Source organism: Sulfitobacter sp. NFXS29, from assembly GCF_040148765.1.
Taxonomy (GTDB): domain Bacteria; phylum Pseudomonadota; class Alphaproteobacteria; order Rhodobacterales; family Rhodobacteraceae; genus Sulfitobacter.
Map to the genome: position 1 here is coordinate 526381 of NZ_JAGDED010000001.1, position 21988 is coordinate 548368.

Below are 21988 nucleotides of genomic sequence, written 5' to 3' on the forward strand. Positions count from 1 at the left end.
ATAAACCTTGTTACCCGCCCGCTTGCCACTGGCACAAGGGCGGGCAAGCCTTTAGTCTCTCGCAAAGAATTGGCAAAGGCGCAGCAACGGGTGTTTTCACAGGTTTCCCAAGCGGTGACGGGCAATCGCCTGATGGCACGGGCGCTGCGCTCAACCTCATGGATCGTCTTGGGCTATGGCGGGTCGCAGGCGATCCGGCTGGCCTCGAACCTGATCCTGACGCGGCTGCTTTTCCCCGAAGCCTTTGGCCTGATGGCGCTGATACAGATGGTGATCGTCGGGTTGACGCTGTTTTCGGACGTTGGCATCGCCCCCTCCATCGCACAGAGCAAACGCGGAGACGATCGCGACTTTCTGGACACCGCCTGGACGATTCAAGCGATCCGGGGGCTGTGCCTCTGGCTGGCGGCCTGTGCGCTGACATGGCCAGTGGCGGCGTTTTACGATGAGCCTTCGCTGCTGACCTATCTGCCCATCGCGGCGCTGAGCCTTGTGGTCGCCGGGTTCAATCCCACGCGGATCGAGACGGCGCACCGGCACCTGCAAATGGGGCGGCTGACACTGCTGGATCTGGGGTCACAGGTGATCGGCATCGTGGTGATGATCGCGGGCGCGGTGCTCTATCAATCCGTGGCGGCGCTGGTGGTCGGTGGCGTGGTGGGGGCGCTGGCGAAACTGGCGCTGACCCATGCGTTCCTGCCGGGGCCGGGCAACCGCTTTCGCTGGGAACGGCCTGCGGTGCGAGAGCTGGTGCATTTCGGCAAATGGATTTTCCTGTCGACCATGTTTTGGTTCTTTGCCAGTCAGGGCGACAAGGCGATCTTGGGCAAGTTCCTCTCCCTCGAAGGTTTGGGGATCTACAATATCGGTTACTTCCTGGCGAGCTTTCCGCTGCTTTTGGGGCAGAACGTCACCGGGCGGGTGATGATCCCGATCTACCGCGAGGCCGGGGGCGGTGATCATCCCAAGCTGCGGCGGATGCGCTATGGGCTGAGCGGCGGGCTGCTGATGCTTTTGGCCGTGATGGCGCTGGCAGGGCCGTGGCTGGTCTCGGTGCTTTATGACCCACGCTATCTGCAAAGCGGCGCAATTCTGGTGATGCTGGCGCTGGCGCTGATGCCGCAGGTGATCGGGATGACCTATGACCAAGCGGCGCTTGCGGCGGGGGATTCGCGGCGTTTTTTCATCTCCTCGGCCTCGCGGGCCAGCTTGCAGATTGGGTTGCTGTTGGCGGGGGTGATCGCCGCCGGGCTGCCCGGTGCGTTGATTGGCCTAGGCGCGGCGATGGCGCTGTCGCATCTGGTGCTGATCTGGCTCGCGCGGGCGCATGGCGTCTGGGACGCGCGTCATGATTTGATCTTTGCCCTGCTGGGGATCGTGCTTGGCGCACTGGCGCTTTGGCTGCATTGGGACCGGGTACTGGGGCTCAGCGCCACGGTCTGAGCGGATCAGCTCTTTTGCTTGCGTGCCATACGCGCGGCGCGACCCTCTTTCCCTGCCTTCAAGCGTTCCTGCCATACTTTGCCCAAGGTGCGGCGCTTTTCGCGGGGGCTGAGGTCGGGGATCGACACGACGGGGATGAGCCCCGTCTCGCGCGTCATCTGTCGGGAAGAGCGGATCACCGGACGGCGCAGTTCCAGCAAGAAGGCCACGATCAGGGCAAGTGCGAAGCTGCCCATGCCGCCTATCGCCGCCCGCTTTTTGCGGCTGAGAGAGACGGGGTAATCCGGCAATTCGGCCTGCTCCAGCGTGATCAGTTTCTCACCCCGTTGATCGGATTCGAGTGAGAACCCCACCTCCGCTTCATTGCGGCGGGCGGTGATCACCTCCAACTGGTCTTGGAGCTGGGTCAGGCGACGATCAAACCGGGCCAGTTCACGCTCAACCTCAGGTGAGGTTTGCAGGCTGGCGGTCAGCGTTTCGCGCTGCTCTTGCAGCAAATCGCGCTGTGTGGTGAGGCTTTCCAACGTGGCGTCCAGTTCGGCCTGTTCGCGGGCGATGGTGGCGGCGCGGGCGTCGGGGTTGACCCGGTCGCGGGCCAGCCGGGTGGCGATGATCTCGCGGTCAAGCTCAAGAAGGGCGTCGTTCAGGCTGCTGATTTCACCGCGGCGAAACTCAAGACTGCCTTCGAGAGACAGATCATTCTCGGCCCGGTAATCGGCCAGTTCCGCCTCAAGTTCAGAGATGTCGCGGATCAGGTTCTGCTCTTGGCGCTGAAAGAACTCCAAGGTCTCTTGGGTCTGGCTTTGGCGTTGGGCCGCCGACATCTGGCGGGTGCGGTCGGCAAATTCGCGCGCCACGGCCTGCGCATCGGCGGGGTTGTCCATCTCGGCGGTGAAGGTCATGACAGAGATGGTGCCGTCATCGGCGAAGCCCTCGCGCGGGGCAGCGACGCCGGTGATGGTGACCGAACGGCGCAGCAGATCAACCTTTTCCGACATCCGCAGCGCGGTAAGATCGTCATAAAGATCAAAGCGTTGGATCATGTCTACAAGAGTGCCGCGGGCCATCAACTGCTGTTCGATCAACTGCAGACGACGCGCCGATGACCCCTCTACAGTAGAGGGGGCCAGATCATTGGCGATCTTGGGCTGTTCGATCTGAATGACTTCGGAAGATTGGTAAACATGCGGCGTCGACAGCGCCCAGTAGACCGAGGCGATGCAGCCCAGTAGCGTGATCAAAATGATCACGCCCGCCCGACGGCGGAGCATGTCGATGATGTCATCGAATGTATAGATCGGTCCCATGTGCCTCTTTCCAATCTGCCTAAAGCCCCCGACCGTTGCCCGGCGGAGTTTCCCTGCCTAGACCAGAAGACTTGGGCGATAATAGGGCGCTAGAGGGGGCAGCGACAGGGGGTGTCAGGCATATTTCGGCAGGCTGGACGCGCGCGCACGGTTCAGCACGATGCCCAAGAGCGGCACCTGGCCTTCGAGCATACGTTCGCATTCGCGCAGATGACGCGCCATGGTTTGCGTCCCGTCTGAGATCAGCAACACACCATCAAGTTGCGGCAGGAATGCCGACAGATCGTCATGCTCCAACATAGGCGGCATGTCGTAAAGAACGATTTCTGGCTGCAGCGAGGCGCGCAGGCGCAGCAGTGTTTCGGCGGTGGCGCTGTCTTGGAGGATTTCCGCGGCGTTCACCTCGGCCTGATCATTCAGGCCGAGGGCCAGCGTGTCACTGACCCGAAGCATCCCGTTGCCAAGATCGGCCCGCCCGCTGAGCAGGTCGCTCATTGCGCCGGGGGCTTGCAGGTCAAATGCGCGGGCCAGACCGGGGCTGCGCATATTCATGTCCATCAACACGGTGCGCGATCCCGGCACACGCGACAGGCTCAGCGCCAGATTGGTCGCCGAAAAGCTGTTGCCGCAGCCCGAGGTGGGGGCGGTGACGGCGATATTGACCCAGCGGTGCTCTAGCGTGGTTTGACGCAGGCGCGTGCGCAGCAGGTCAAAAGCTCGCGCAGCGGCGCTGTTGCGGTGATCGTCGACCAGCGGCATGTCCCCCCCGGGGCCGGGGGTGGCGATGGGCAGGTCTTGCCAACGCCGCGCGCGGTCGTCGCCGATATAGCGCGACACGGCCGGAGCGGCGGTGGGCAACGTCTCTTCAGACGCAAGATCGCCGTCGAACTCATCCTCATGGTCGATCACGGTGCGGCGCGGGCGGATGCTGTGCCGCATCCCCGGGCCGCCGAACTGCGCCGACACATCGCTGTTGTCCGCGCCAAGGGCGTCGGATGCGTAGAGATCTTTCATCGTCTTCCCTTTCGATTTTCTGAACATGAAGCGCTAATTTTCTCGTTGTTGCCGGGCGCGGCAAGCATCGCTCAGCACCCGGTCCGGCGCAAGACGACGCCAACGGTTTTGAACAGAATGGTCAAGTCCATCGGCAGCGACAGATTGCGGCGATAGGCGGCGTCGACCTCATTGCGGTAGGTAAAGCGGCTGTTGTTGCGCGCCGAGACCTGCCACAACCCGGTGATGCCGGGGCGCAGGGCGAAATAAGCTTTCGCTTCGCCGTACATCTCAAGCTGGTCGGGCATCATCGGACGCGGGCCGATCAGGCTCATGTCGCCTTTAAGCACGTTCCAAAGCTGCGGCAGCTCATCCAACGAGGTTGCCCGCAGGAAGGTGCCAACCCGTGTGATGCGCGGATCGTCCTTCAGCTTTTGCATCTCGTCCCATTCGGCCCGCATCGCCGGGTTCGCGGCAAGGTAGCTTTCCAACACGGCATCGGCATCACGGACCATGGTGCGCAGTTTCAGGATAGAGAAGCGTTTGCCCCCCCGCCCAAGCCGCTGCTGGGTATAGAAGGGCTGCCCGCTTTCAATCCAAAGCGCCAGCGCGCAAAGGGCGATGATCGGCAGCGCGATGGGCAGGGAGGCAAGGATCAGCAGCCGGTCGATAATCGGTTTCGCATAGCGCCCATAAAGGCCGGTAGGGCGCAGACGAAAGGCCGCCAAAGCGCGCGGCGCGGGCAGCGCGGCGGCACCCGCAGCAGCAGGCTGCGTGCGGCCCAACATCGGGCCGGCGAGGGCTTCCATCGAGCCATAGGCATGGCTGTGGGCGTCAAAATACTTCATTCCAAACCCCCCAGGGTTCATTCGCATTCAATCGGACCTGTCCGGCCCACGGCGCCTTCGCCCCGCTTTGTCTCAACGGCCTAGGCGGCCTATACGTTCAGGTAGGATATGTATCATTTGTTACCACCTTTTCGCCTTATTCGATCCATTTTCTCAGAAACAGACTGTTTCGCAGGAGAGGGGCTTGGCAGAAATTAGCGAGAGAACTGTAGGGGTTAGGCGGGGGTCTCGGGCGCGGACGATGCTAGGCATGCTGCGAAGAGAGGAGCGCTGATGAGTGGGAGTGGAACCTCAAGGGATTGATATTGCTTATAAATGTCTCTTATTTTAGGGCTGTGCCGCGATGCGCTCCGTGTACTGGCTGCTTGCATCTCCTACACTAAGGCACTTGTGGCGGGATAAGATATCGGGACGCCTGCGGTCGCCTGCCGCAGAACCCTCACAAAAATGTTAGGGCGATAAATGGGCGACAGTTGGGCGCAGGAAGTGGATGTCTGGGCGCGAACTCATCCAAATTGGCAGCAAAAGTTTCGGAGGATTCTTCGGTTGCTTGTGGGCCTTGGGTTGGTGCGGACCAAGGAAAATACTGAAGACCCAAGAACTACTGGGTTCAAACGAGAGACAGGGACACCTTGGATAAAGATGAGTTTGCCCCGCCACGCAGCTGAACGGCAGCCTCTTATTCCCACCGACGATAGGTCGGTGGCCGCGCCACACAGCCCAACGGAAGTCTATTCTCTGCTTCAGCTATCGCCGTTCACGACGCGTTTTCCGTCGGAACGCAGCAGGTCCTTGTCCGAAGGCGTCGGCCGGTCGAAGTCGTCGAAGATGACTGTATAGCCGTCCCGCCCATTCACCCGAGCGCGTCGAAATTTTTGTGCCGCGCCGGTATGTCGGGGCTTCGCCATAGGCTGGTCGATCAGACGGATACTGTGCTGGTCGATGTCCCAGTAGCCTCCGCGACCTTTGCCGCTGCGTTGACCAGTCAATGAGAGCACCCGAACCGGTGACCTGCGCTGTCCGCGTCAGTTTTTGGCATAGGGGCGCGCGTGGGCATTTAACGGCGTCGCCTACGGGCAAAGCAGTGTCACCGTTCTCGCTCGGCACGGGTCAGAGAGGTTTCCGGCCCAAAACCTTAAGTGTTACCGCCCGACCAAACCGCATAACCGGATAGACCGCCTTCGCCGCGCGGTCGGAACTTAACACCCCTCGCCGCCGCGACAGACGCGAGAGCAGGGCGACAGCTTTCGCGCCATGGAAAACCTCACCGTCAAGATCGACGATCATCCCATCGTTCAGATCCAGACCATAACTATTGGCCTTGGTACGATCGGTGCGCGCATTGATCAGTTCAACGGCATGGCCTTCCCGAAGTCGAAGCAGCGCGACATAGTTTGCGCAAAAAGGACATTCACCATCGTAGACGATCCGCAGAGGCGTCATGGTTCTTGCATCCTCTTTGTGAATTTTTGGACGGATTGCGGGTCCAACAACGCAAGGTATAGCAGCATCATGGTTGCTGAATAGGTGCTAACCGGGAGCAACAGGTAGAACGTGGAATGCATGCTTAACCCGATGAATATGGCCGTTGCGCGATGGCGCCGGGTAAGGATCGCATAGGCGAGGAAATATTCGACGACCAAGACGGCGCAGGACATCAACGCAAGGAGCCTGGGAGAAGCGAGAAGTATCTCAAGCGTGCGACCCGAATAGCTCCAAACGAAAATCTGTTCGAGCCTTTGTCCTGAAATGAAGGCTTGGTCTGACTTGTCCACCGCGGTCCAGAAATAGAGTGCCGACATTTGCAGGGCGATCAGGCGCTGCCCCCACAAGATGCCGTGTTCAGGTAGAACCCGATTTCCGCTTTGGATGGCCGTCCAACGGTCAAAGGAATAAGACCGGCCACAATCCGTAAACACGAGGAAAATACAAGAGATGCCAAGAAGATAGACATGGTGATGATTCCAACCCGCGGTTCCGAGGCCCGCTTGTCTCATCCCGTATAGAAGAAATATTGTCAGCCCAAGGAGACCGATTGACAGTCTGGCGCGGACGCCCAGCAAGGCTGCGATTGCAAAGACAAAGAAGACCAATCCCAGCAGCAGTTCGCTGAATGTCTCCGCCGCGAAGGGTGCGACTTCGGCACCGAAGCGGACAATTGCCATGGTTGCCAGCCCAATTCGCAAAAGCGCAACTGCCCGCGTTGGACCAGTGGCGTCCGGGCCCCAAGCGACGAAGTCGCGCAACATCACTCCAGCGTTCATGGTTTCTCTCCTTCGCTGGAGGTGCAGATATTTTCGATCTTTAAGGCTTGCCAGCCCTGACGGGTTCCGACCGCCCCTTCGAAACGAACCGTGCTTGTTTCCGGTACCGTTGCGCATAGGGGCGCGGCAAAATGAGCGAAATGCTCTGTCGCGAAAATGCGATTCTCGAAAAGGTAGTGCAAAATCAACGGGTATTGCTCGATATTTGCCGCTTCCAATGGGGTGTGCGTTGTTTCGACACCATCCTCATGTCGCACGACAAAGCGGCCATTGGGAATGCCCACCCCCACCCCGGAGAACATGACCCACTCGCGCAGCCATGGCGAATGGGAGCCGAAAATCTGTCCAGGAGCCGGGCCCAGATAGATCAATACAGCAAACAAACCGAAAGCAATGTGGCGCGCCAACATCGAATGTTTCCCACTCTCCGGGCGTGACACGGCTTCTGGTGTGGGTGCATGGGTCATTGCTGCGGTCTCTTTCACTGGTTGCGCCAGTATTTAGGTTTCGCACAACCATGTTAAGAAATCGGGACGAAAATTGGGCAAAATGTGAGCCATGGTTGGGAAACATAGAAATTGCATCGGTTTTGGGCAGTTGGGTGCTTGATAAGTCACTGGAAACTCAACAGTTTACGTTGGCAAACGGCGGGGATGATTTTCGGACGCAGTTGAATTTTCTCAGTGCTACTGTTGTGGCGGCCACTCCTCCTTTGCGTTCGTCCAAAGTGTACCGCTCTGCGCCCGCTCTGCCCCGTGCAGATAAAGAGCGTTCATATAGGTTGATGAAAACCGATCCGACGGATCATAGACGATCCCAGATTTCGGATCGATTGATGTTACCGAAAAGCGTAGCCCCCGTTCGCGCGCGTAAAGCTGTGTCGCGTTGACTTGCAGCAATGCGTTGGCTCGGCCTGTGGTCGTGAGTGCCTGTTGCGAAATGCTTAACGCGGATCTTCCTATTGTTTCAGGGGCCGGATTAAGCGTGTTGTTGATCAGGACGTAAATATGCCCGCCTTGCAGCCTGTGGTCAGGTATCGTGAACGCGAAGTTGGGGACCGCCAGAAACTGCATATGTACGCCCCCGTCGACATGCGTTTCCGCATAGGTTTTACCCCCCGCGGTGTATCGCAGATTTACCGGCGGAAAGAGCCCCGGCAGGGCGGCCGAGGCGCGCAAGATGCTGCGAAACAGCTCGTATTGCCCAGCGGCTGCGATGGCGCCCATGTCCCAGACCGAGGCCCGCGCACTATCAAGTTCCGAGGTGACAATGAGTAGGCTTTTTCCCGTTCTGTGCTTTTGCGCGATGGCACGAAGAAACGAGGGTGGGGTGTGCTTGGTGATCAACGCAGCCAGCGGCGCGGTGTCATATAGCGCGTCGCTGAAGACCGCCTGAAATGGCCGCATCCGCATGACGTCACCTGCGTCGCTTTCGGTGAAAACGCGCGTCAGAACATTATCGTAATCCTGTCCCATAAACGCGAATGGAGCGATGAGGGCACCGGTCGAAATGCCGGTCACCAAATCGAAATTGGGCCTGTCGCCGCGCTTGGACCAGCCTACAAGCGCGCCCGCCCCAAAAGCACCGTCCTCACCGCCGCCGGATAGGGCCAGCACGTTCGGCCCGGCAGAGGGGTCCGGTAAAGACGACGGGGGATGCAGGTGTTTGCGCCATTCATCCGGCCCATCATCGGCAAAGAGACGAAACCGCGATAGCGGGTCATTGTCCGTTTCGCCGCGCGTCGCCAAAGGCGTCTGAACGGGGCTCGTGCAGGCTGAAAGGGCGGTGGCTCCAAGGCCTATGAGAAACGAACGGCGACCCACAATGCCTCTGTTTGGTTTCGTGCAAAACATCTTAATTCCCTCAGAGGCACCGAGCGATTGGCCTTGCTCGGTAAGCTGTGTTTCAGTCCGATGGTTTTAGTGGTCGGGCGCCGTGATCTGATAGCGGGCGAATGCAGTGCCATCCTCAAGCGTAAAATTCACGGTCAGGGGACGCTCAGCGCTCGCAGTCGCGATCGGTTTGTCTATGTCGGAATGCACCAAAACCGCTCGAACGAGACTAAGTGAGGCGCGCATAAGCAAGCCCGTGCAAAGGTGGGGCGGAGGTTCAATTCAGCACATCCGTTTCTCTGCAAGACACGGAGAATACGGCAACCCTCTGAGGGTTGCCGCATCGCAATCGCGTGGTGAAGCGCGACCTAACCCTTCTTCGGCATATTGGCAGGGGCGCAAGCAAGTGGCACATCGGTTTTGGGGGACATACAGGTGCCCCGAACGGTGCTGCCATCACGGCCCGAGAACTCGCAGGCAGACTGTGGCTCGACATTCTCGCAAGCTTCAATAGCCTCGCGCGGCGGGCGGCCTGCGCGTTCTCTCTGACCGGAAGGCGCAGATTGCGCATAAACGGTACCTTGATCCGTTGCCGAAGCACTTTCAGCGCGCACGGCGGAAATATTAAGCGCGCCCAGAACCACAGCGGCGAAGGTGATCGCGAGGATGATGCTTTGGTTGTCTTTGATGCGGGGTACTGTGGGCCGGTAAAGTGGGATCTTTCGTTGGGCCGCAGCCTGTTCGCGTTGTGCTCTAAGTTTATCCATGAACATCGTAGGTTCTCCTGTTGTGGCGTTAAGCCGCCATTCACAGGGCCTTTTTCCATGTTCTTTAAGCAGTGAGTTTGCAGCAATTATGCAGCGAGAATGCAGATCGTGAAAAAATGCACTCTGTAGCTTTTCCGGCTCAATTCTCGAAAGGTTGGGGGAGGGGCGGCCCCTTTTAGCCATCGTAGGCGTATCCCACCCCATAGACAGAGCGGATCGGGTCCCAAGTGCTGACCGATGCGATTTTGCGGCGAATGTTTCGAATGTGACTATCGACGGTTCGGTCAAAAACTTCTGTGTCGTCGGGAAAGGCCAGTCCAAGCAGTTGATCGCGCGAGAAAACGCGGCCTGGCCGGGAAGCAAGCGCCTGCAGCACCGAGAATTCCCGTCGTGTGAGGTCAAGGGGGCTGCCATCCAGTGTTGCCTGCCACCGGTCGCCGTCGATGATAAGGCGGTCGTTCGTGGCAGGGCTTTGTGCGGGCTGACCCATAGGGCGTCTGCGTAAAACCGCCCTGACCCGCGCGACAAGCTCACGCGGGGAGAAGGGTTTGCACAGGTAATCATCTGCCCCCAGTTCAAGACCCAGAAGACGGTCGATTTCTTCTACTTTCGCGGTTGTCATGATGATCGGCACATCGGATGTTTTGCGCAATTCTCGACAAATCGTCAGGCCATCCACCTCGGGCAGCATCAGATCCAGAATGACCAGATCATGCTGATTTGTCTGGGCAAGCGCGATGGCCCCCGCGCCCGTACCCAACATTTCGACGCTCATACCGTCAGCAATCAGGTAGTCCCGCACGACTTCTGCCAGCGCTATTTCGTCTTCTACGATCAGGATACGCGCCATGGTCACACTGCTTGTTTTGGCAATCGTATGACAATTTGTACTCCGCCCAATTCGGATCGGCCAGCAGAGATGGTGCCGCCATGTGCCTCTACGATGGCCCTACAGATGGAGAGCCCCAACCCAGCCCCCCCATGCGCGCGAGACCGCGAAGCCTCCACGCGGTAGAAACGGTCAAACAGCTTGTCCACATCGCCTTCAGGCGCGGCTGGCGGCGTGTCGTCTACAGTCAGCTGCGCGAAACCCTCGCCGTCTTGCAGATTAACGCGTATCTGGCCGGGCCCCTCGGTATATCGAAAGGCGTTCTCAAGCAGGTTATCCATGACTTGGCCAATCTGCCCTCGGTCACAGGGAACCCACATCTGCGTCGGCAGATTAAGCTCCAACTTTATCCCTTTAGCGCTGAGCTTTGAACGCATCGTTTCAGCCGCCTGCCTCACGAGGGACGGGAGGTCTTCTTGTTCAAGTGACGATGTCAGCTCGGCTTCGCGGCCATAGGACAGTGTTTTGAGGTCCTGTACGAGACGCGACAGTCGCATGAGCGCTGCATGCATTTCGGTTAGCGTTTTGTCGTCGGGCTGGCGGATCCCGTCCTGTAGCGCCTCAATCTGGGCGCGTAGCACCGCAAGCGGCGTTTGCAATTCGTGGCTGGTGTTGGAAATCCATTCACGCTCGGCCTTGGCGGTTTGTTCAAGTGTCGCCGCCAAGGTGTTATAGTGGCCGATCAACTGCCCCAATTCGTCACTTCTGTCCTGTTTGATCCGGGCCGTGTAATTGCCCGCCGCCATCGTTTTCGCCCCGGCTTCCAACCGCCGAATGGGCTCAAGCAACTGGCGCGCGATGATAAACGCAGCCGCAGCCGAGAGGGCGATGGCGATCAGCGCAGCAAGAGCAAGAGAGGCATATTGCCCGCGCAGAAAGAATGTGTCGCTCGCATCTCGCTGCTCCATCGGCGCGTTTAATCCGATATAGCCAAGAAGGTTCGTGCCCGCACAGGTGTTGTTCGCGCATACGGGGCGTCGTTCAAATAGCGCCGAGCGTTCAATATGGCCTGCGATCTGAATGCCATCGCGGTCAAGCAGCACGATACGTTTTTCCAGCCTCATATTGTCATCGCCTAATGTAAACGGCGGTGGGTTGTCTGGCCTTGGTGGGGGGGGGGCTTCAGGTGGAAATCTCGGGGACCGGCTTGGGCGAGGGGCATGTTCATGTACAAAAGCAGCCCACAGTTGCGGGTCTTCATCAAACTCGGCCCAACTGTTCTGCCCACGCTCAGCCAAGGATGTTGCGAGCTCGTCGAACCGTGCCAGTTCTCCACTAAGCAGGTAGCGCGCAAAACCCTCGCGCATCCACAGGGCGACCATCAGTGCCATTACCAATACGATAAGAACGGAAATCGCTGCGACGGCAGTGAAAATCTTGGCAAACAATGACTTCCGGATTGGGTTCATATGTTAGGTCTACCACCAAAATGTGCAGTTAGTTTGCAGGGACACCAATGGTTCAACGCTCCAACAGTGGCCTGCCGATCACTACCAGACGGTATCAATCCTCAATACCCACAAGACAAAGAACGCCGCCGCAAGCCAAGGGCCAAAGGCCAGTTGGTCCGTTCGTCCACGTTGGGTGATAACCGCAAAGCCCAAGGCCCCGAGCGCCGCCAACAGCACGACCATCGGCAAGACGCTAATCCCCAGCCACGCGCCAGCGGCGGCCAGAAGCTTCGCATCGCCGAGCCCAAGCCCTTCTTGCCCTCGCAGTCTGAAAAACAAACTGCCGAGCCCCCAGAAGGTCACATAGCCGACAATCGCCCCCCAAATCTCGCCCACCGGTAATGTGCCCCTAGCATAAGCATTTAGCGAAAGCCCCAGAACGATGAGCGGCAAGGTATACCGGTCCGGCAGGCGCTTCTCGCGCAGGTCGATCCGTACCAGCAGACCCAAAAATACAGTCAAAATGGCCGTGCTCGCAAGGAATAGGGCAGGCGACATATCCGCGTTCAAAGGCATTCCGTTGGCCTACAAATCATCCCGTCCTTCGGCAACAAAACTTTTTTCAAGAAGGATGAAACCTTTTCTTAACGAACCACGTGACTGCGTTAATGCGGGTACTGAGTTGCATTTTTTTCAGCGTTCGCAGGGAGAGTTGAACCAACGATTACATCAGAAAAATGCCAACTTGGGAGAGACAAATGACTATTTCTGTTCGTACCCTGCTACGAGGGAGCTGCGCCAGCGCATTGTGCCTGACAGCGACCCTTGCATCAGCGTCGTCACACCGCGAAGCGCCCGGTATCACCGAGCAGCCAAAGATCGACGCCACCGATTTCTACATGTTCAAAAGCTATGAGGCAGGGCGCGGCGACTATGTGACCTTGATCGCCAACTACCAGCCTTTGCAGGCCCCTTATGGCGGTCCGAACTATTTCACCATGGATCCCGATGCGATCTATGAGATCCACGTCAGCAACGATGCCGACGCCGAGGAAGAGATCACCTTCCAGTTCAAATTCGACAACAACCTGACGGGCGGCACCGGTATCCAGCTTGATATCGGCGGTGAGACCGTGGGCATCCCGCTGCGCGCGGCTGGCCAGATCACCGCCAGCAACCCCACAGCCGCCTTGGGCGAGACCGAAAGCTACGGTGTCACCATGATCACCGGCGACCGCCGTAGCGGCGATCGTGCCGAACTGACCCACTCGGGCGGTACAACCTTCGCCAAGCCCCTCGACAATGTCGGCAACAAGACACTGCCCGACTACGAGGCCTATGCCGACGCCTATATCTACGACAATGTCGAGATTCCGGGCTGTGGCACCGGCCGTGTCTTTGCCGGTCAGCGCGAAGAAGCTTTTGCCGTGAACCTTGGCGAGATCTTCGACTTGGTGAACCTTGTGCCCGTGCAAGGCCCTGATAACCCGATGTGGCCGCAGTACAATGACCCGGATTTCAATGCGAACGGCATCGTGCAGGACCGCGCCAATGACGATCTGATCGGCAAGGCCAATGTCACTACGCTGGCACTTGAAGTCCCGATTGACTGCCTGACCCAAGGCGATGAAGCTGTGATCGGTGCCTGGACCACCGCGAGCCTGCCGCAGGGTGAGCTTGAAGATCCGTCGCCGACCTATGAGCAGACTTCGCTCTTTGGCGGTGCTTGGGTGCAGCAGTCGCGTCTGTCGAACCCGCTGGTGAACGAAGTCGTCATCGGTTTGGCCGACAAGGATCTCTTCAACGCTGCCGAGCCGGTCATCGACGAAGCCCTCGCGGTCTATGTCACCAACCCGACCCTGCCAGCCTTGCTGGACATCCTGTTCCGCGACGCGCTTGGTGCCTCGGGCGACATCGCGCCGTCGAACTTCCCGCGCAATGATCTTGTGACGGCCTTCCTCTCGGGTTTCCCGGGTGTGAACCAGCCTGCAGGTTTCGATGCTTCGACCGACCTGTCGGAAATGCTGCGTCTGAACACCGCCTTCCCGGCGACACCGCGTGATGATCAGCACACCTTTGGCCTGCTGGCCGAAGATCTGGGTGGTTTCCCGAACGGCCGTCGCCCCGGCGATGACACGGTCGACCTTGCCCTGCGTGTGATGATGGGCCGTCTGTGCCACAACGTGCCGCTGGGTCAGGAAGTCAGCGGTGATCCAAGTGCCGAAGACAGCATCAACCTCGGCCTTTGTGGCGATGGTGACCCTGATGACACAGCACCCGCCGGCGAAGTTCCCTTCACCGATGGTGCACCGTTGCGGGCCACCGAACTGCGGGCGTCCTTCCCCTATCTGAATACGCCGATCGCCGGTTCGCCGAACAACTAAACCCAAAGGAATAGGAGAATTCCAATGTTAAAGAATATCTCGATTCTTGTGCTTCTGGGCGGTGTTTTGGTCGCCTGCGGCGGCGGGAGCGGGCTCAATGGGATCGCCTCGCTGGGGTCGGACTTTGCCCGTGCCTTTGCGCAGGATCGCAATGATGAGCCGATATCCCTCGCCGGGGTGTCGTTGCCCCAGTTCCCGACACGGGAGCCGTTTAACCCGTAAGGGTACGGCAAGCGCCTGATTGGCGTGAGTGACCCGAAACGCGGCCTCCCCTCCCGGGAGGCCGCGTTTTTCTTGGCGTCTGTGTTTTTTAGGGGCGAAAGGGCGGCGGGTCGGGCAGGGGGGCTGCATCTGCCCCTTGGGGCGAGAAACTGCGCGCGATGACGCGCACTTCCTTTTGGCCCAGCACCGTGCGGCGCAGCAACCGCGAACTCAGCGTGACCGTGAGACCGTCGACCTCGGCCCGGCTTTCGACATCAAAGACCGCTGAGGTGAAGCCAATCCCGTTCAGCGTCACAATCCCCGCGTCGGTGAGGTCGCCCTTGGTAAGAAAGCCCGTCGCCGCGCGCCGTTTGACAAGCTGTCGCGCCGCACTGGGCGAGCCCAGCATCACGGCCATCACCGTCTCATTGGCCGTGTTCAAATTCACATTTCCGGACTGCGGCAGCAGGCTGACATGGGGTGCCAGCGCGGCGCGGGTCTGGGCATCCAACGCTTGGATTTCCGCCAAGTCCCGCACTGGGCCGCGCCGGATCAGATGGCCATTGATATCGAGCGCCACTTGGTCCGGCAGTTCCAGCGCGGTGATCAGTCGCGCCAATGTCTGCTGCTGCGCAAGCCGGCCCGCCGCCAAGGCATTGAGGTCAAACCGCGCCTGCGCGTCATTCACGGTGATCGAGAAGCTGCCGGTTTCCAGTTCAACTTCCTCCTGCGCGGCCAGCGCCCAAGGCTCGGCCATATGATCGGTCTCGGGGGCCACTTCCATGTCGCGGCGCAGGGCGGCGACCAGTGATGCCTCCGCGCCAAGCGCCAGCGCTTCGGCCTGCGTGGCCGCCGCAGCCCGGCGGGTGCGGTCCATCAGGTTTTCCTGCGAGGTGAACATCAACACGACAATGGCCGCGCCAAGCGCCAGTGCCACCAGCACGTTGATCAGGATCACCCCAGCCTCACGCGCCCTCATTTCGGCACCACTTGGCTTAATGGCACCAGCCGCCGCAGCGTGCCTGCTCCGGTGATCTCAAGGCGCAGGTCCACGGCAGACGCCGGAGTGTCGCTGGCGGGGTCAGGCCAGGTGTCATGCCAAATGCCCCCGCCGTCGAGCACCCGAAAGGTCAGGCTCTCGACCTCTGGCACAAGGGTCTGCGTCAAATCGGGGTCAGCGTTTTGCGGGCCCGACTGACGGTGCAATTCCCCCTCGGCACGCAGGTAGCGGCGCAGGGTGCGCCCGTCTTGCAGCGGGGCCGAGAGTACGCCCGCCTCCAACGTGACGGCCTGCGGATCGGCTTCGATCAGATCGCGGCCAAAGATCATGAGCGCGCGGTCAAGCCGGGCCAGATGCTCCAGCCGCCCATCGGTCTGCGCGCGCACCCGCAGGATCGTGTCCAAGGTGGTAAAGGCGGCAAGACCGACCATGGCAAAAAGGCTCAGCGCCACCAGCATTTCGACCAATGTCACCCCGGCCATGCCGTCGCGCCGAGGGGTCATGCGCCGGTCGAGCCGATCAGGTTGTTGGCGCCATTGGTCACACTAAGGATCGCCAGGCCGCGGCTGCATTGCCCGTCTTTCTGAAACCGGTAGGGGCCGACAACACCGTCAAAGCCCGCCTCACGCAGCAGTCCCTTGCGGTCTTGCTGGGCAATCCGGCCAAGGATGCGGGCCATCTCCACGGCGTCGAATGCCAGCCCTGCCAGCACGCCGGGGTCGGCCTCGCTGACCTCGGCAAAGGCGGTGGCGAAGGCTTCGAAACCCACCGGGTCGGGGGCGGCGAACCACCCGTCTTGCAGCGCCGCGATCCGGTAGGGGGTGATCGAGGCCCATTGCTCGGAGCCCAGCAGTTGCACCCCGCTGGATTTGAGGGCAGCGGCCTGTTCCTCGAAGGGGCCGCCGACCACGGGCAGATAGACCGCATCGGGCAGCGCGCCGCCGTTGGCCGCGCGGATCTGATCCATCAGTCCGGCGGCTGAGGCCGCAACAACGGGGGCGGGCATTTGGATACCGACGCTGGCCGCCATTGCCTGTGCCGCCGTCGCTGACAGCGCGCCGAAGGCGCCCGGCGGGACCACAGTAACAACGCTGCGTTTGCCGCGCGTGGCAGCAAACCCAAGGATCGACTTGGCCGATTGCTGCGGGGTAATGCCAAAGACAAACAGGTTGCCGCCCGCGATTGAGCTGTCGTTCGACAAGGACACAACCGGCACATCAACGGCTGCCGCCACGGCGCGGCTTTGCCCTGAAAACAGCGGTCCGAGGAACATCCGCGCGCCGCCCGCCTGCGCCGCTTTGGCCGCCGCAACCGCCGAGGCGTCGCTGTCGCCCGCGTCGACCACCGCCACCTCTGCGCCCGCTGCTGTGGAATTGCCGCCAAGGCTTGCAGCGGCCAGCATGATCTGACCTAATGAGGCACGCGGCCCGCTGAGCGGCGCCAGCAGAACCGCCTGACCCACCGCATTCGCGGGCGGCAGCTTGTCGCCCCCCGTCAGAGACAGCCCGCCGCAACCCGACAGACCAAAGAGCGCCGATGACCCACCAAGACCCATCAACAGACGCCGCCGTGTCAGAGCCACACCGGCCCCGCAAATCGCGGTTTCGGTCGCTTGTTTCGCTCGTGCTTTTGGCATCTTTTGCGTTCCTTATTTATCTGGCTGCATTGATCGTCACCCTGCCGGCCACCGCGCTGCACCGCGTTGCGGTAGTCCCTGCACAGATTACTGACCTGTATGGCAGCCTGTGGAAAGGCCGCGCGGTGCTTAGCGGTGGATATTCGCTGGATTGGGAGGTCCGGGGGCGGTCATTGCTGTTGGCACGCGGCGTGGTCGATTGGACACTGCAAGGCAACGACACCCAATTGACCGGGGTCGCAAGTGCCACGCCTTGGGCGCTTGAAGCCCGAACGGTCGTGGGCCGTGCCGGGCCGGGACTTTTGGCCCTTGTCCCTGAGTTTGCACTGAAGAACTGCACCTCCCGCGCGGTGGTCGATGTGCAGACCCTGCGCTGGCAAGAGGGCCGTGCGGCGGCAGCAGGGGTTGTCTCAGTCGAAGCCGGCAGCTGCGAGGATTTGCTTGGCAGCGCAGCGACGATCCCGCAGATGACGCTTGATCTGACCACCCAAGGCAGTGACGCCCGCGGCCAGTTGCGTGATCGTGACAGCGTGTTGGCCGAATTCACCGTGACCGGCGACCGCCGCCTGATTGCTCGGGTCGAACCCGAAGGGGCGGTCTTGGTGCCTGGCATGCCAACAGGCGGCCCGATCATCATCGAATATCCCTTCTAGTTTACCAGATTGTTCAGGTTCACGATCGGCAACAGGATCGACAGCACCAAAAGCATCACGATCCCGCCCATGATCAGCAGTACCGCAGGCTCGACCAGCGCCACCAATGCTGCGACCAGCGCATTGAGGTCGCGCTCTTGGTCATCGGCAGCGCGGGTCAGGGTAGCCCCCAACACGCCGCCCGCCTCGCCGCTGGCGACCATGGCAATGAGCATGGGTGGGAAAACCTTGGCCTCTTCAAGCGCCTGAGACAGGGCCACACCTTCGCGCACCCGGGCCGTGGCTTGCGTGACCTTGGCGCGAATATGTAGGTTCGGCACCGTCTGGGCCGCCGCAGCCAGTGCATCGACCAAAGGTACGCGGCTTACCGTTAGGGTCGCCAAGGTGCCGGCAAACTGCACCGCATTGGTCTTGAGCGAAAACCCTCGCGTTAGCATCGAGCGTGAGAGAAAGCGATGCCAGCGCAGCCGGATCGCCGGTTGCCGCAGAAGGCTGGCAGCCCCAATCCCAATAGCCACGAGCCCACCAAATACCACAAGCCCCCAAGCATTGATAAAATCGCTGACAGAGATCAGCGACCGGGTCAGGAACGGCAGTTCCGCCCCGCGCGAGGTGAAGACGCGCACGATGTCGGGCACAACGAAAGTCAGCAAGGCCACGATCACCGCAAGCGACACCACCGCGAGGATCGCGGGATAAAGCAGCGCCAATTGCACCGTCTGGCGGTTCTTGGCGCGGGTTTCCACAAAGCCTGAGAGATGCTCCATCACCTGACCCAATTGGCCCGAGGTCTCTCCCGCCGCCACTGAGGCGCGGTAGAAATCGCCAAAGACATTCGGGTAATCGCCAAGCGCTTGGGCAAAGCTGCGGCCCTCGAGGACAGAGGCGCGCAGGTTGAGCAGCAGCGAGGTCACCGCCGGTTTGCCGCTTTGATCCGCCACGGTTTTCAGCGCCTGTTCGACCCCGATGCCCGACCCGACAAGCGTGGCCAATTGCCGTGTCAGCAGCGTCAGCGCCCGGCGCGGGATGCGCGGCTCGCCAAAGCCCGATTGCTTGGCGGTCTTGCTCTGTTTTGTCGGCTCGACAGAGAGCGGCGCGAGGTTGCGCTGGCGCAGATTGCTGCGGGCGGCGGCGGCGCTAGCGGCCTCGATGATCCCCTTGGTCGATTTGCCCGCGGGGGTCAGGGCTTCATAGGCAAAGGCGGGCATCAGTCAGCCTCCGGTGCGGGCGCGGCATCGGGGGCAGGCGGGGGGAGAACCGTGCCCTCATGGATTGCGCGGGCGACCTCTTGCGCTGTGGTCATGCCTGCGCGCATCTTGGCGATGCCGTCTTCCAGAATGCCCGGACCGCGCGCCCGGGCTGCCGCGATCAGGCTGGCTTCGGATTGGCCTTCGTGCATCATCCGCTCAAGATCACCATCGACTTCGATGATCTCGTACAGTGGCAGGCGCCCGCGATGCCCGCTGTTTTGGCAGTTGTCGCAGCCCATGCCTTTCTGAACGATCTCTCCGGGTTTGACCTTGCCCGCCAGAAGATCGCTTTCGGTCTGGGTGACGGTGTGATCCGCTAAACAATCCGGACAATTGCGCCGCACCAGGCGCTGGGCGATCAGCCCGCGCAGCATTGGTGCCAGCAGGAACCGCTCAACCCCCATTTCCACCAAGCGCGAGACCGCGCCGACGGCCGTATTTGTGTGTAGGGTCGAAATCACCAAATGCCCGGTCATCGCCGATTCCACCGCAATCTGCGCGGTTTCACGGTCGCGGATCTCGCCCACCATGATGACATCGGGGTCTTGGCGCAGGATGGCGCGCAGCCCGCGGGCAAAGCTGAGGTCGGTCTTGGCATTGACCTGCATCTGGCCCACCCCGTCCATCGTGTATTCGATCGGGTCCTCGACCGTCATGATATTACGCTGCCGGTCGTTGAGCATGTCGAGCCCGGCATAGAGCGTTGTGGTCTTGCCCGAGCCGGTGGGGCCGGTCACCAGCACCATGCCGTCGGGCAGGGCGAGGATGCGTTTCAATACGGTGTTGTCGCGGGGCGACAGGCCCAGATGGTCGATGCCGCGCAGGGTCTGGCCACGGTCCAAGAGACGCAGCACCACCCGCTCGCCGAACTGCGACGGAATGGTCGAGATCCGCACGTCGAGGTCATAGCCCCCGACCCGCAGCGACACCCGTCCGTCCTGCGGCAGGCGCTTTTCGGCGATGTCGAGCTTGCCCATGACCTTGATCCGGCTCACCAGCAAGGGCGCGAGCGCGCGTTTCGGGCTGATCACTTCGCGCAGGATGCCGTCGACGCGGAAACGCACCAGCAGGCGGCGCTCTTCGGTTTCAATATGCACATCCGACGCGCCTTCCTTGACTGCTTCGAGCAGCAGCGCGTTGATCAACCGCACTACCGGGGCATCGTCGTTCTGCGCCAGAAGGTCGTCGATAGAGGCCGCCGTATCGGCAAGCGTGACCAGATCGTCATCGGCATCGGCGGCCACCTGCGCGGCCTCGGACGCGGAATCGCGATACAGCGTGCCAAGCGCGGCCTCGAATTCCGTGGTACCGACTTCTTCGAAGGTCAATGTCGTGCCGCAGAACCGCTGCGCTTCGATCAGCGCCTCCAGCGGCGCATCGCTGCGATACTGGCACAGCGGACCCTCGCCGCCGGGCGTCACGATGACGCCATGGCTTTGGGCAAAGCCGTAGGCGAGGCGGGGCAGGAGGCTTGGTTCAGGCATCACAGGGCTCCCAGCAACAGACGGGCCGAAATCACACCGGGCGCCGGGCGGCGGTCGATTTCGAGCGCTTCAAGGGTCACGTCATGCTGTTCTTCGAGATCGGCAAGCCAGAGCAGCAGGGTGGCAAAGGGCGTGTCGTCCAAGGTCACGCGGATGCCGTCGTTTTCGGGCTCGATGCGGCGCAGGGTCAGCTGCGCCGCGCTGGCGGAACTGGTGATCCGGGTGGCAAGCGGGGTGTCATTGATCGGCGCCGTGGGCGCGATCTCGGTCTGGGCGGCCAGTGCTGCGGTGTCCTGCACAAGGCGGTACGCCGCGATGTCGGCGCGCGCTTGCGCTTCACCCGCTTGCAGCGGCATCCATGCAAAACGGTAAAGCGCCACCAAAAGGGCCAGCGGGATCACTAGGGCGATAAGCAGTTTTTCGCGTCTGCTGAGCCGATCAAAACCGGTCATCCGCCCGCCCCTTTGGTGATGCGCATCTCAACTTCCGCGCCGCCATTTCCAGCGGTGGCCGCCCCGCTGCGCACGGCAAAGCCAGCGGTTTCAAGTTCCTGCTCAATGCGTTGCAGATCTTCCAGCCCGGGGCTTTGCATCAGCACCACCAGCGTATTGTCGCGCCGCCCCCAAGACAGGCGGCGGAACCCGACGCTGGCAGGCTCCGAGGCCAATGTGCCCGCGACCTCGTTCAGCAGCGGCAAAAAGGGGCCGCGCCCCTCGTCACTGGGGGCCGGGGTGAGCCGGGCGAGGATCGGCCCGACATCGCCGGTCAGCGGGATCCCGGGCAGTATGTCTGCAATGGCGGCTTCGGCTGCGAGGCGTTCCTGTTGCGCGAGACGTTTGAGGGCGGCGGTGTCAAAGGCCGTGAGGCCAAGATGGATTAACAGCGCCGCACCTGCGGCCATCGCGGCCCATCGCCATGCCGCAAACCCTTCGGCCCCTGCTGTGCGCTGGCGCGCAAAGCTAAAAGCAAGGTCGCGCGGGTCCGGTGGCGGCGGCGCGGCAGAGAGGTCTTCGGCTGGCAAAGCGTCACCCAGCGGTTCGGCGAGCACATAGAGCTTGGGGTGTCCCAAGCGGCTCCAGAACAGCGGCAGCATCTCGGTCCGCAGGGCAAATCCGGTGCCGTCCGAGCAGCGTACCACCGCCCTGTCGCCCTCGCGCCAGACCGACCACGCCGGGCCGCCCCCGGCGTCGGGGCGCGGGATCATCAGAAACTCCGGCAGATAGGGGGCCTCGGCGGCGGCGATCTCAGCCATGATCTCTTGCGACAGGACAAAGGCCAGCAGTTGACGCGGATCGGCGTTCTCAAGTGGGCCTTGGATCACCTGCACCGACTGGATCGGAGCGGCGATACGGTCTTCGACGGCAAAGGTCAGCAAAGCGCGCCGTTGGCGGGCAGTGGCGCGGGGCACATCGACCAGAAAGCTGCCGACTTGCTCGGCGGCCACAAGCCTTGCGGATAGGCCATTTTCTTTCGGGCAATAGGCATCGGCGCGGGCCAGTAGACCGGCCGTGGCAGGAGACAGCAAGGGTTTCAAAGTATTTTCATCGCGCAGGTCTATGGGGCGCTCAGAGGCGTCCAGTTCTGACGTAATACTTTGATTACTCACGTAAAATTGCCTTTTCAATCATCCTGTTTTTACCATAGTA

23 protein-coding genes are annotated in these 21988 nt (G+C 61.1%); 4 read left to right on the top strand and 19 right to left on the bottom strand.

The genetic code is table 11. The features are described from left to right. Positions 1 to 132 precede the first annotated feature (132 nt). A complete protein-coding gene (locus J3456_RS02640; RefSeq protein ID WP_349579130.1) occupies positions 133 to 1443 on the top strand; it encodes an oligosaccharide flippase family protein in 1311 nt (436 codons plus the stop codon). Between the two features lie 5 nt (positions 1444 to 1448). Here the strand turns inward: J3456_RS02640 and J3456_RS02645 are convergent, their stop codons facing one another. The 12 genes from J3456_RS02645 to J3456_RS02700 form a co-directional block, all read right to left on the bottom strand. Then, positions 1449 to 2750, bottom strand: coding sequence for a GumC family protein (locus J3456_RS02645; RefSeq protein WP_349578770.1), 1302 nt, complete (start codon positions 2748 to 2750; stop codon positions 1449 to 1451). A 114-nt stretch (positions 2751 to 2864) separates the two neighbouring features. Next, positions 2865 to 3764: a CpsD/CapB family tyrosine-protein kinase gene (locus J3456_RS02650; RefSeq protein WP_349578771.1), complete on the bottom strand. Its 900-nt coding sequence runs from the start codon at positions 3762 to 3764 to the stop codon at positions 2865 to 2867. Between the two features lie 71 nt (positions 3765 to 3835). Further along, positions 3836 to 4552, bottom strand: coding sequence for a sugar transferase (locus tag J3456_RS02655; RefSeq protein WP_502989486.1), 717 nt, complete (start codon positions 4550 to 4552; stop codon positions 3836 to 3838). A gap of 782 nt (positions 4553 to 5334) precedes the next feature. Then, entirely contained in the window at positions 5335 to 5580 is a 246-nt protein-coding gene (locus J3456_RS02660; protein WP_349578773.1) for a hypothetical protein, read from the bottom strand. Between the two features lie 121 nt (positions 5581 to 5701). Then, positions 5702 to 6034, bottom strand: coding sequence for a DCC1-like thiol-disulfide oxidoreductase family protein (locus J3456_RS02665; protein ID WP_349578774.1), 333 nt, complete (start codon positions 6032 to 6034; stop codon positions 5702 to 5704). Then, positions 6031 to 6855 carry an HTTM domain-containing protein gene (locus J3456_RS02670; RefSeq protein WP_349578775.1) on the bottom strand — a complete coding sequence of 275 codons (825 nt, stop codon included), beginning with the start codon at positions 6853 to 6855 and terminating at the stop codon, positions 6031 to 6033. Before J3456_RS02670 ends, J3456_RS02665 begins: the two co-directional genes overlap by 4 nt. Next, complete coding sequence (locus tag J3456_RS02675) at positions 6852 to 7322, bottom strand: hypothetical protein (RefSeq protein ID WP_349578776.1); 471 nt, start codon at positions 7320 to 7322, stop codon at positions 6852 to 6854. Before J3456_RS02675 ends, J3456_RS02670 begins: the two co-directional genes overlap by 4 nt. Before the next feature lie 219 nt (positions 7323 to 7541). Continuing rightward, a complete protein-coding gene (locus tag J3456_RS02680; protein WP_349578777.1) occupies positions 7542 to 8708 on the bottom strand; it encodes a patatin-like phospholipase family protein in 1167 nt (388 codons plus the stop codon). A 347-nt stretch (positions 8709 to 9055) separates the two neighbouring features. Then, positions 9056 to 9454, bottom strand: coding sequence for a hypothetical protein (locus J3456_RS02685; protein WP_349578778.1), 399 nt, complete (start codon positions 9452 to 9454; stop codon positions 9056 to 9058). A gap of 175 nt (positions 9455 to 9629) precedes the next feature. Next, positions 9630 to 10304, bottom strand: a complete 675-nt coding sequence (locus J3456_RS02690; RefSeq protein WP_349578779.1) for a response regulator — start codon at positions 10302 to 10304, stop codon at positions 9630 to 9632. A 2-nt stretch (positions 10305 to 10306) separates the two neighbouring features. After that, on the bottom strand, positions 10307 to 11731 hold the full coding sequence (locus J3456_RS02695) for an ATP-binding protein (RefSeq protein WP_349578780.1): 1425 nt from the start codon (positions 11729 to 11731) through the stop codon (positions 10307 to 10309). A gap of 102 nt (positions 11732 to 11833) precedes the next feature. Next, entirely contained in the window at positions 11834 to 12256 is a 423-nt protein-coding gene (locus J3456_RS02700) for a prepilin peptidase (RefSeq protein ID WP_349578781.1), read from the bottom strand. 236 nt (positions 12257 to 12492) lie between these two features. Between J3456_RS02700 and J3456_RS02705 the strand changes: the two genes are divergently transcribed. Both J3456_RS02705 and J3456_RS02710 read left to right on the top strand, forming a co-directional pair. Then, a complete protein-coding gene (locus J3456_RS02705) occupies positions 12493 to 14118 on the top strand; it encodes a DUF4331 domain-containing protein (protein ID WP_349578782.1) in 1626 nt (541 codons plus the stop codon). Between the two features lie 24 nt (positions 14119 to 14142). Next, on the top strand, positions 14143 to 14340 hold the full coding sequence (locus J3456_RS02710) for a hypothetical protein (protein WP_132445105.1): 198 nt from the start codon (positions 14143 to 14145) through the stop codon (positions 14338 to 14340). A gap of 88 nt (positions 14341 to 14428) precedes the next feature. Here the strand turns inward: J3456_RS02710 and J3456_RS02715 are convergent, their stop codons facing one another. From J3456_RS02715 to J3456_RS02725, 3 genes are read right to left on the bottom strand one after another with little or no spacing between them, the layout of a single operon-like run. Then, entirely contained in the window at positions 14429 to 15298 is an 870-nt protein-coding gene (locus tag J3456_RS02715) for a type II secretion system minor pseudopilin (RefSeq protein WP_349578783.1), read from the bottom strand. Then, positions 15295 to 15822, bottom strand: a complete 528-nt coding sequence (locus J3456_RS02720; protein ID WP_259945237.1) for a type II secretion system protein GspJ — start codon at positions 15820 to 15822, stop codon at positions 15295 to 15297. The genes J3456_RS02715 and J3456_RS02720 overlap by 4 nt, the downstream gene beginning before the upstream one ends. Then, positions 15819 to 16955 (bottom strand): ABC transporter substrate-binding protein, encoded by a 1137-nt coding sequence (locus J3456_RS02725; RefSeq protein WP_349578784.1) that lies wholly within the window; start codon positions 16953 to 16955, stop codon positions 15819 to 15821. The genes J3456_RS02720 and J3456_RS02725 overlap by 4 nt, the downstream gene beginning before the upstream one ends. Positions 16956 to 16984: 29 nt before the next feature. Here J3456_RS02725 and J3456_RS02730 point away from each other — a divergent pair, with 29 nt between their 5' ends. Beyond that, positions 16985 to 17608, top strand: a complete 624-nt coding sequence (locus tag J3456_RS02730) for a hypothetical protein (protein ID WP_349578785.1) — start codon at positions 16985 to 16987, stop codon at positions 17606 to 17608. On the opposite strand, the gene gspF is transcribed toward J3456_RS02730, so the two are convergent. The 4 genes from gspF to gspL are packed head-to-tail and all read right to left on the bottom strand — an operon-like array spanning position 17605 to position 21948. Continuing rightward, on the bottom strand, positions 17605 to 18816 hold the full coding sequence (gene gspF / locus J3456_RS02735) for a type II secretion system inner membrane protein GspF (RefSeq protein WP_349578786.1): 1212 nt from the start codon (positions 18814 to 18816) through the stop codon (positions 17605 to 17607). The two genes, J3456_RS02730 and gspF, sit on opposite strands and share 4 nt — an antisense overlap. Further along, a complete protein-coding gene (locus tag J3456_RS02740; protein ID WP_349578787.1) occupies positions 18816 to 20342 on the bottom strand; it encodes a GspE/PulE family protein in 1527 nt (508 codons plus the stop codon). Before J3456_RS02740 ends, gspF begins: the two co-directional genes overlap by 1 nt. Beyond that, entirely contained in the window at positions 20342 to 20794 is a 453-nt protein-coding gene (locus J3456_RS02745) for a type II secretion system protein M (protein ID WP_349578788.1), read from the bottom strand. The genes J3456_RS02740 and J3456_RS02745 overlap by 1 nt, the downstream gene beginning before the upstream one ends. Further along, positions 20791 to 21948: a type II secretion system protein GspL gene (gene gspL, locus J3456_RS02750; RefSeq protein ID WP_349578789.1), complete on the bottom strand. Its 1158-nt coding sequence runs from the start codon at positions 21946 to 21948 to the stop codon at positions 20791 to 20793. Before gspL ends, J3456_RS02745 begins: the two co-directional genes overlap by 4 nt. Positions 21949 to 21988 lie beyond the last annotated feature (40 nt).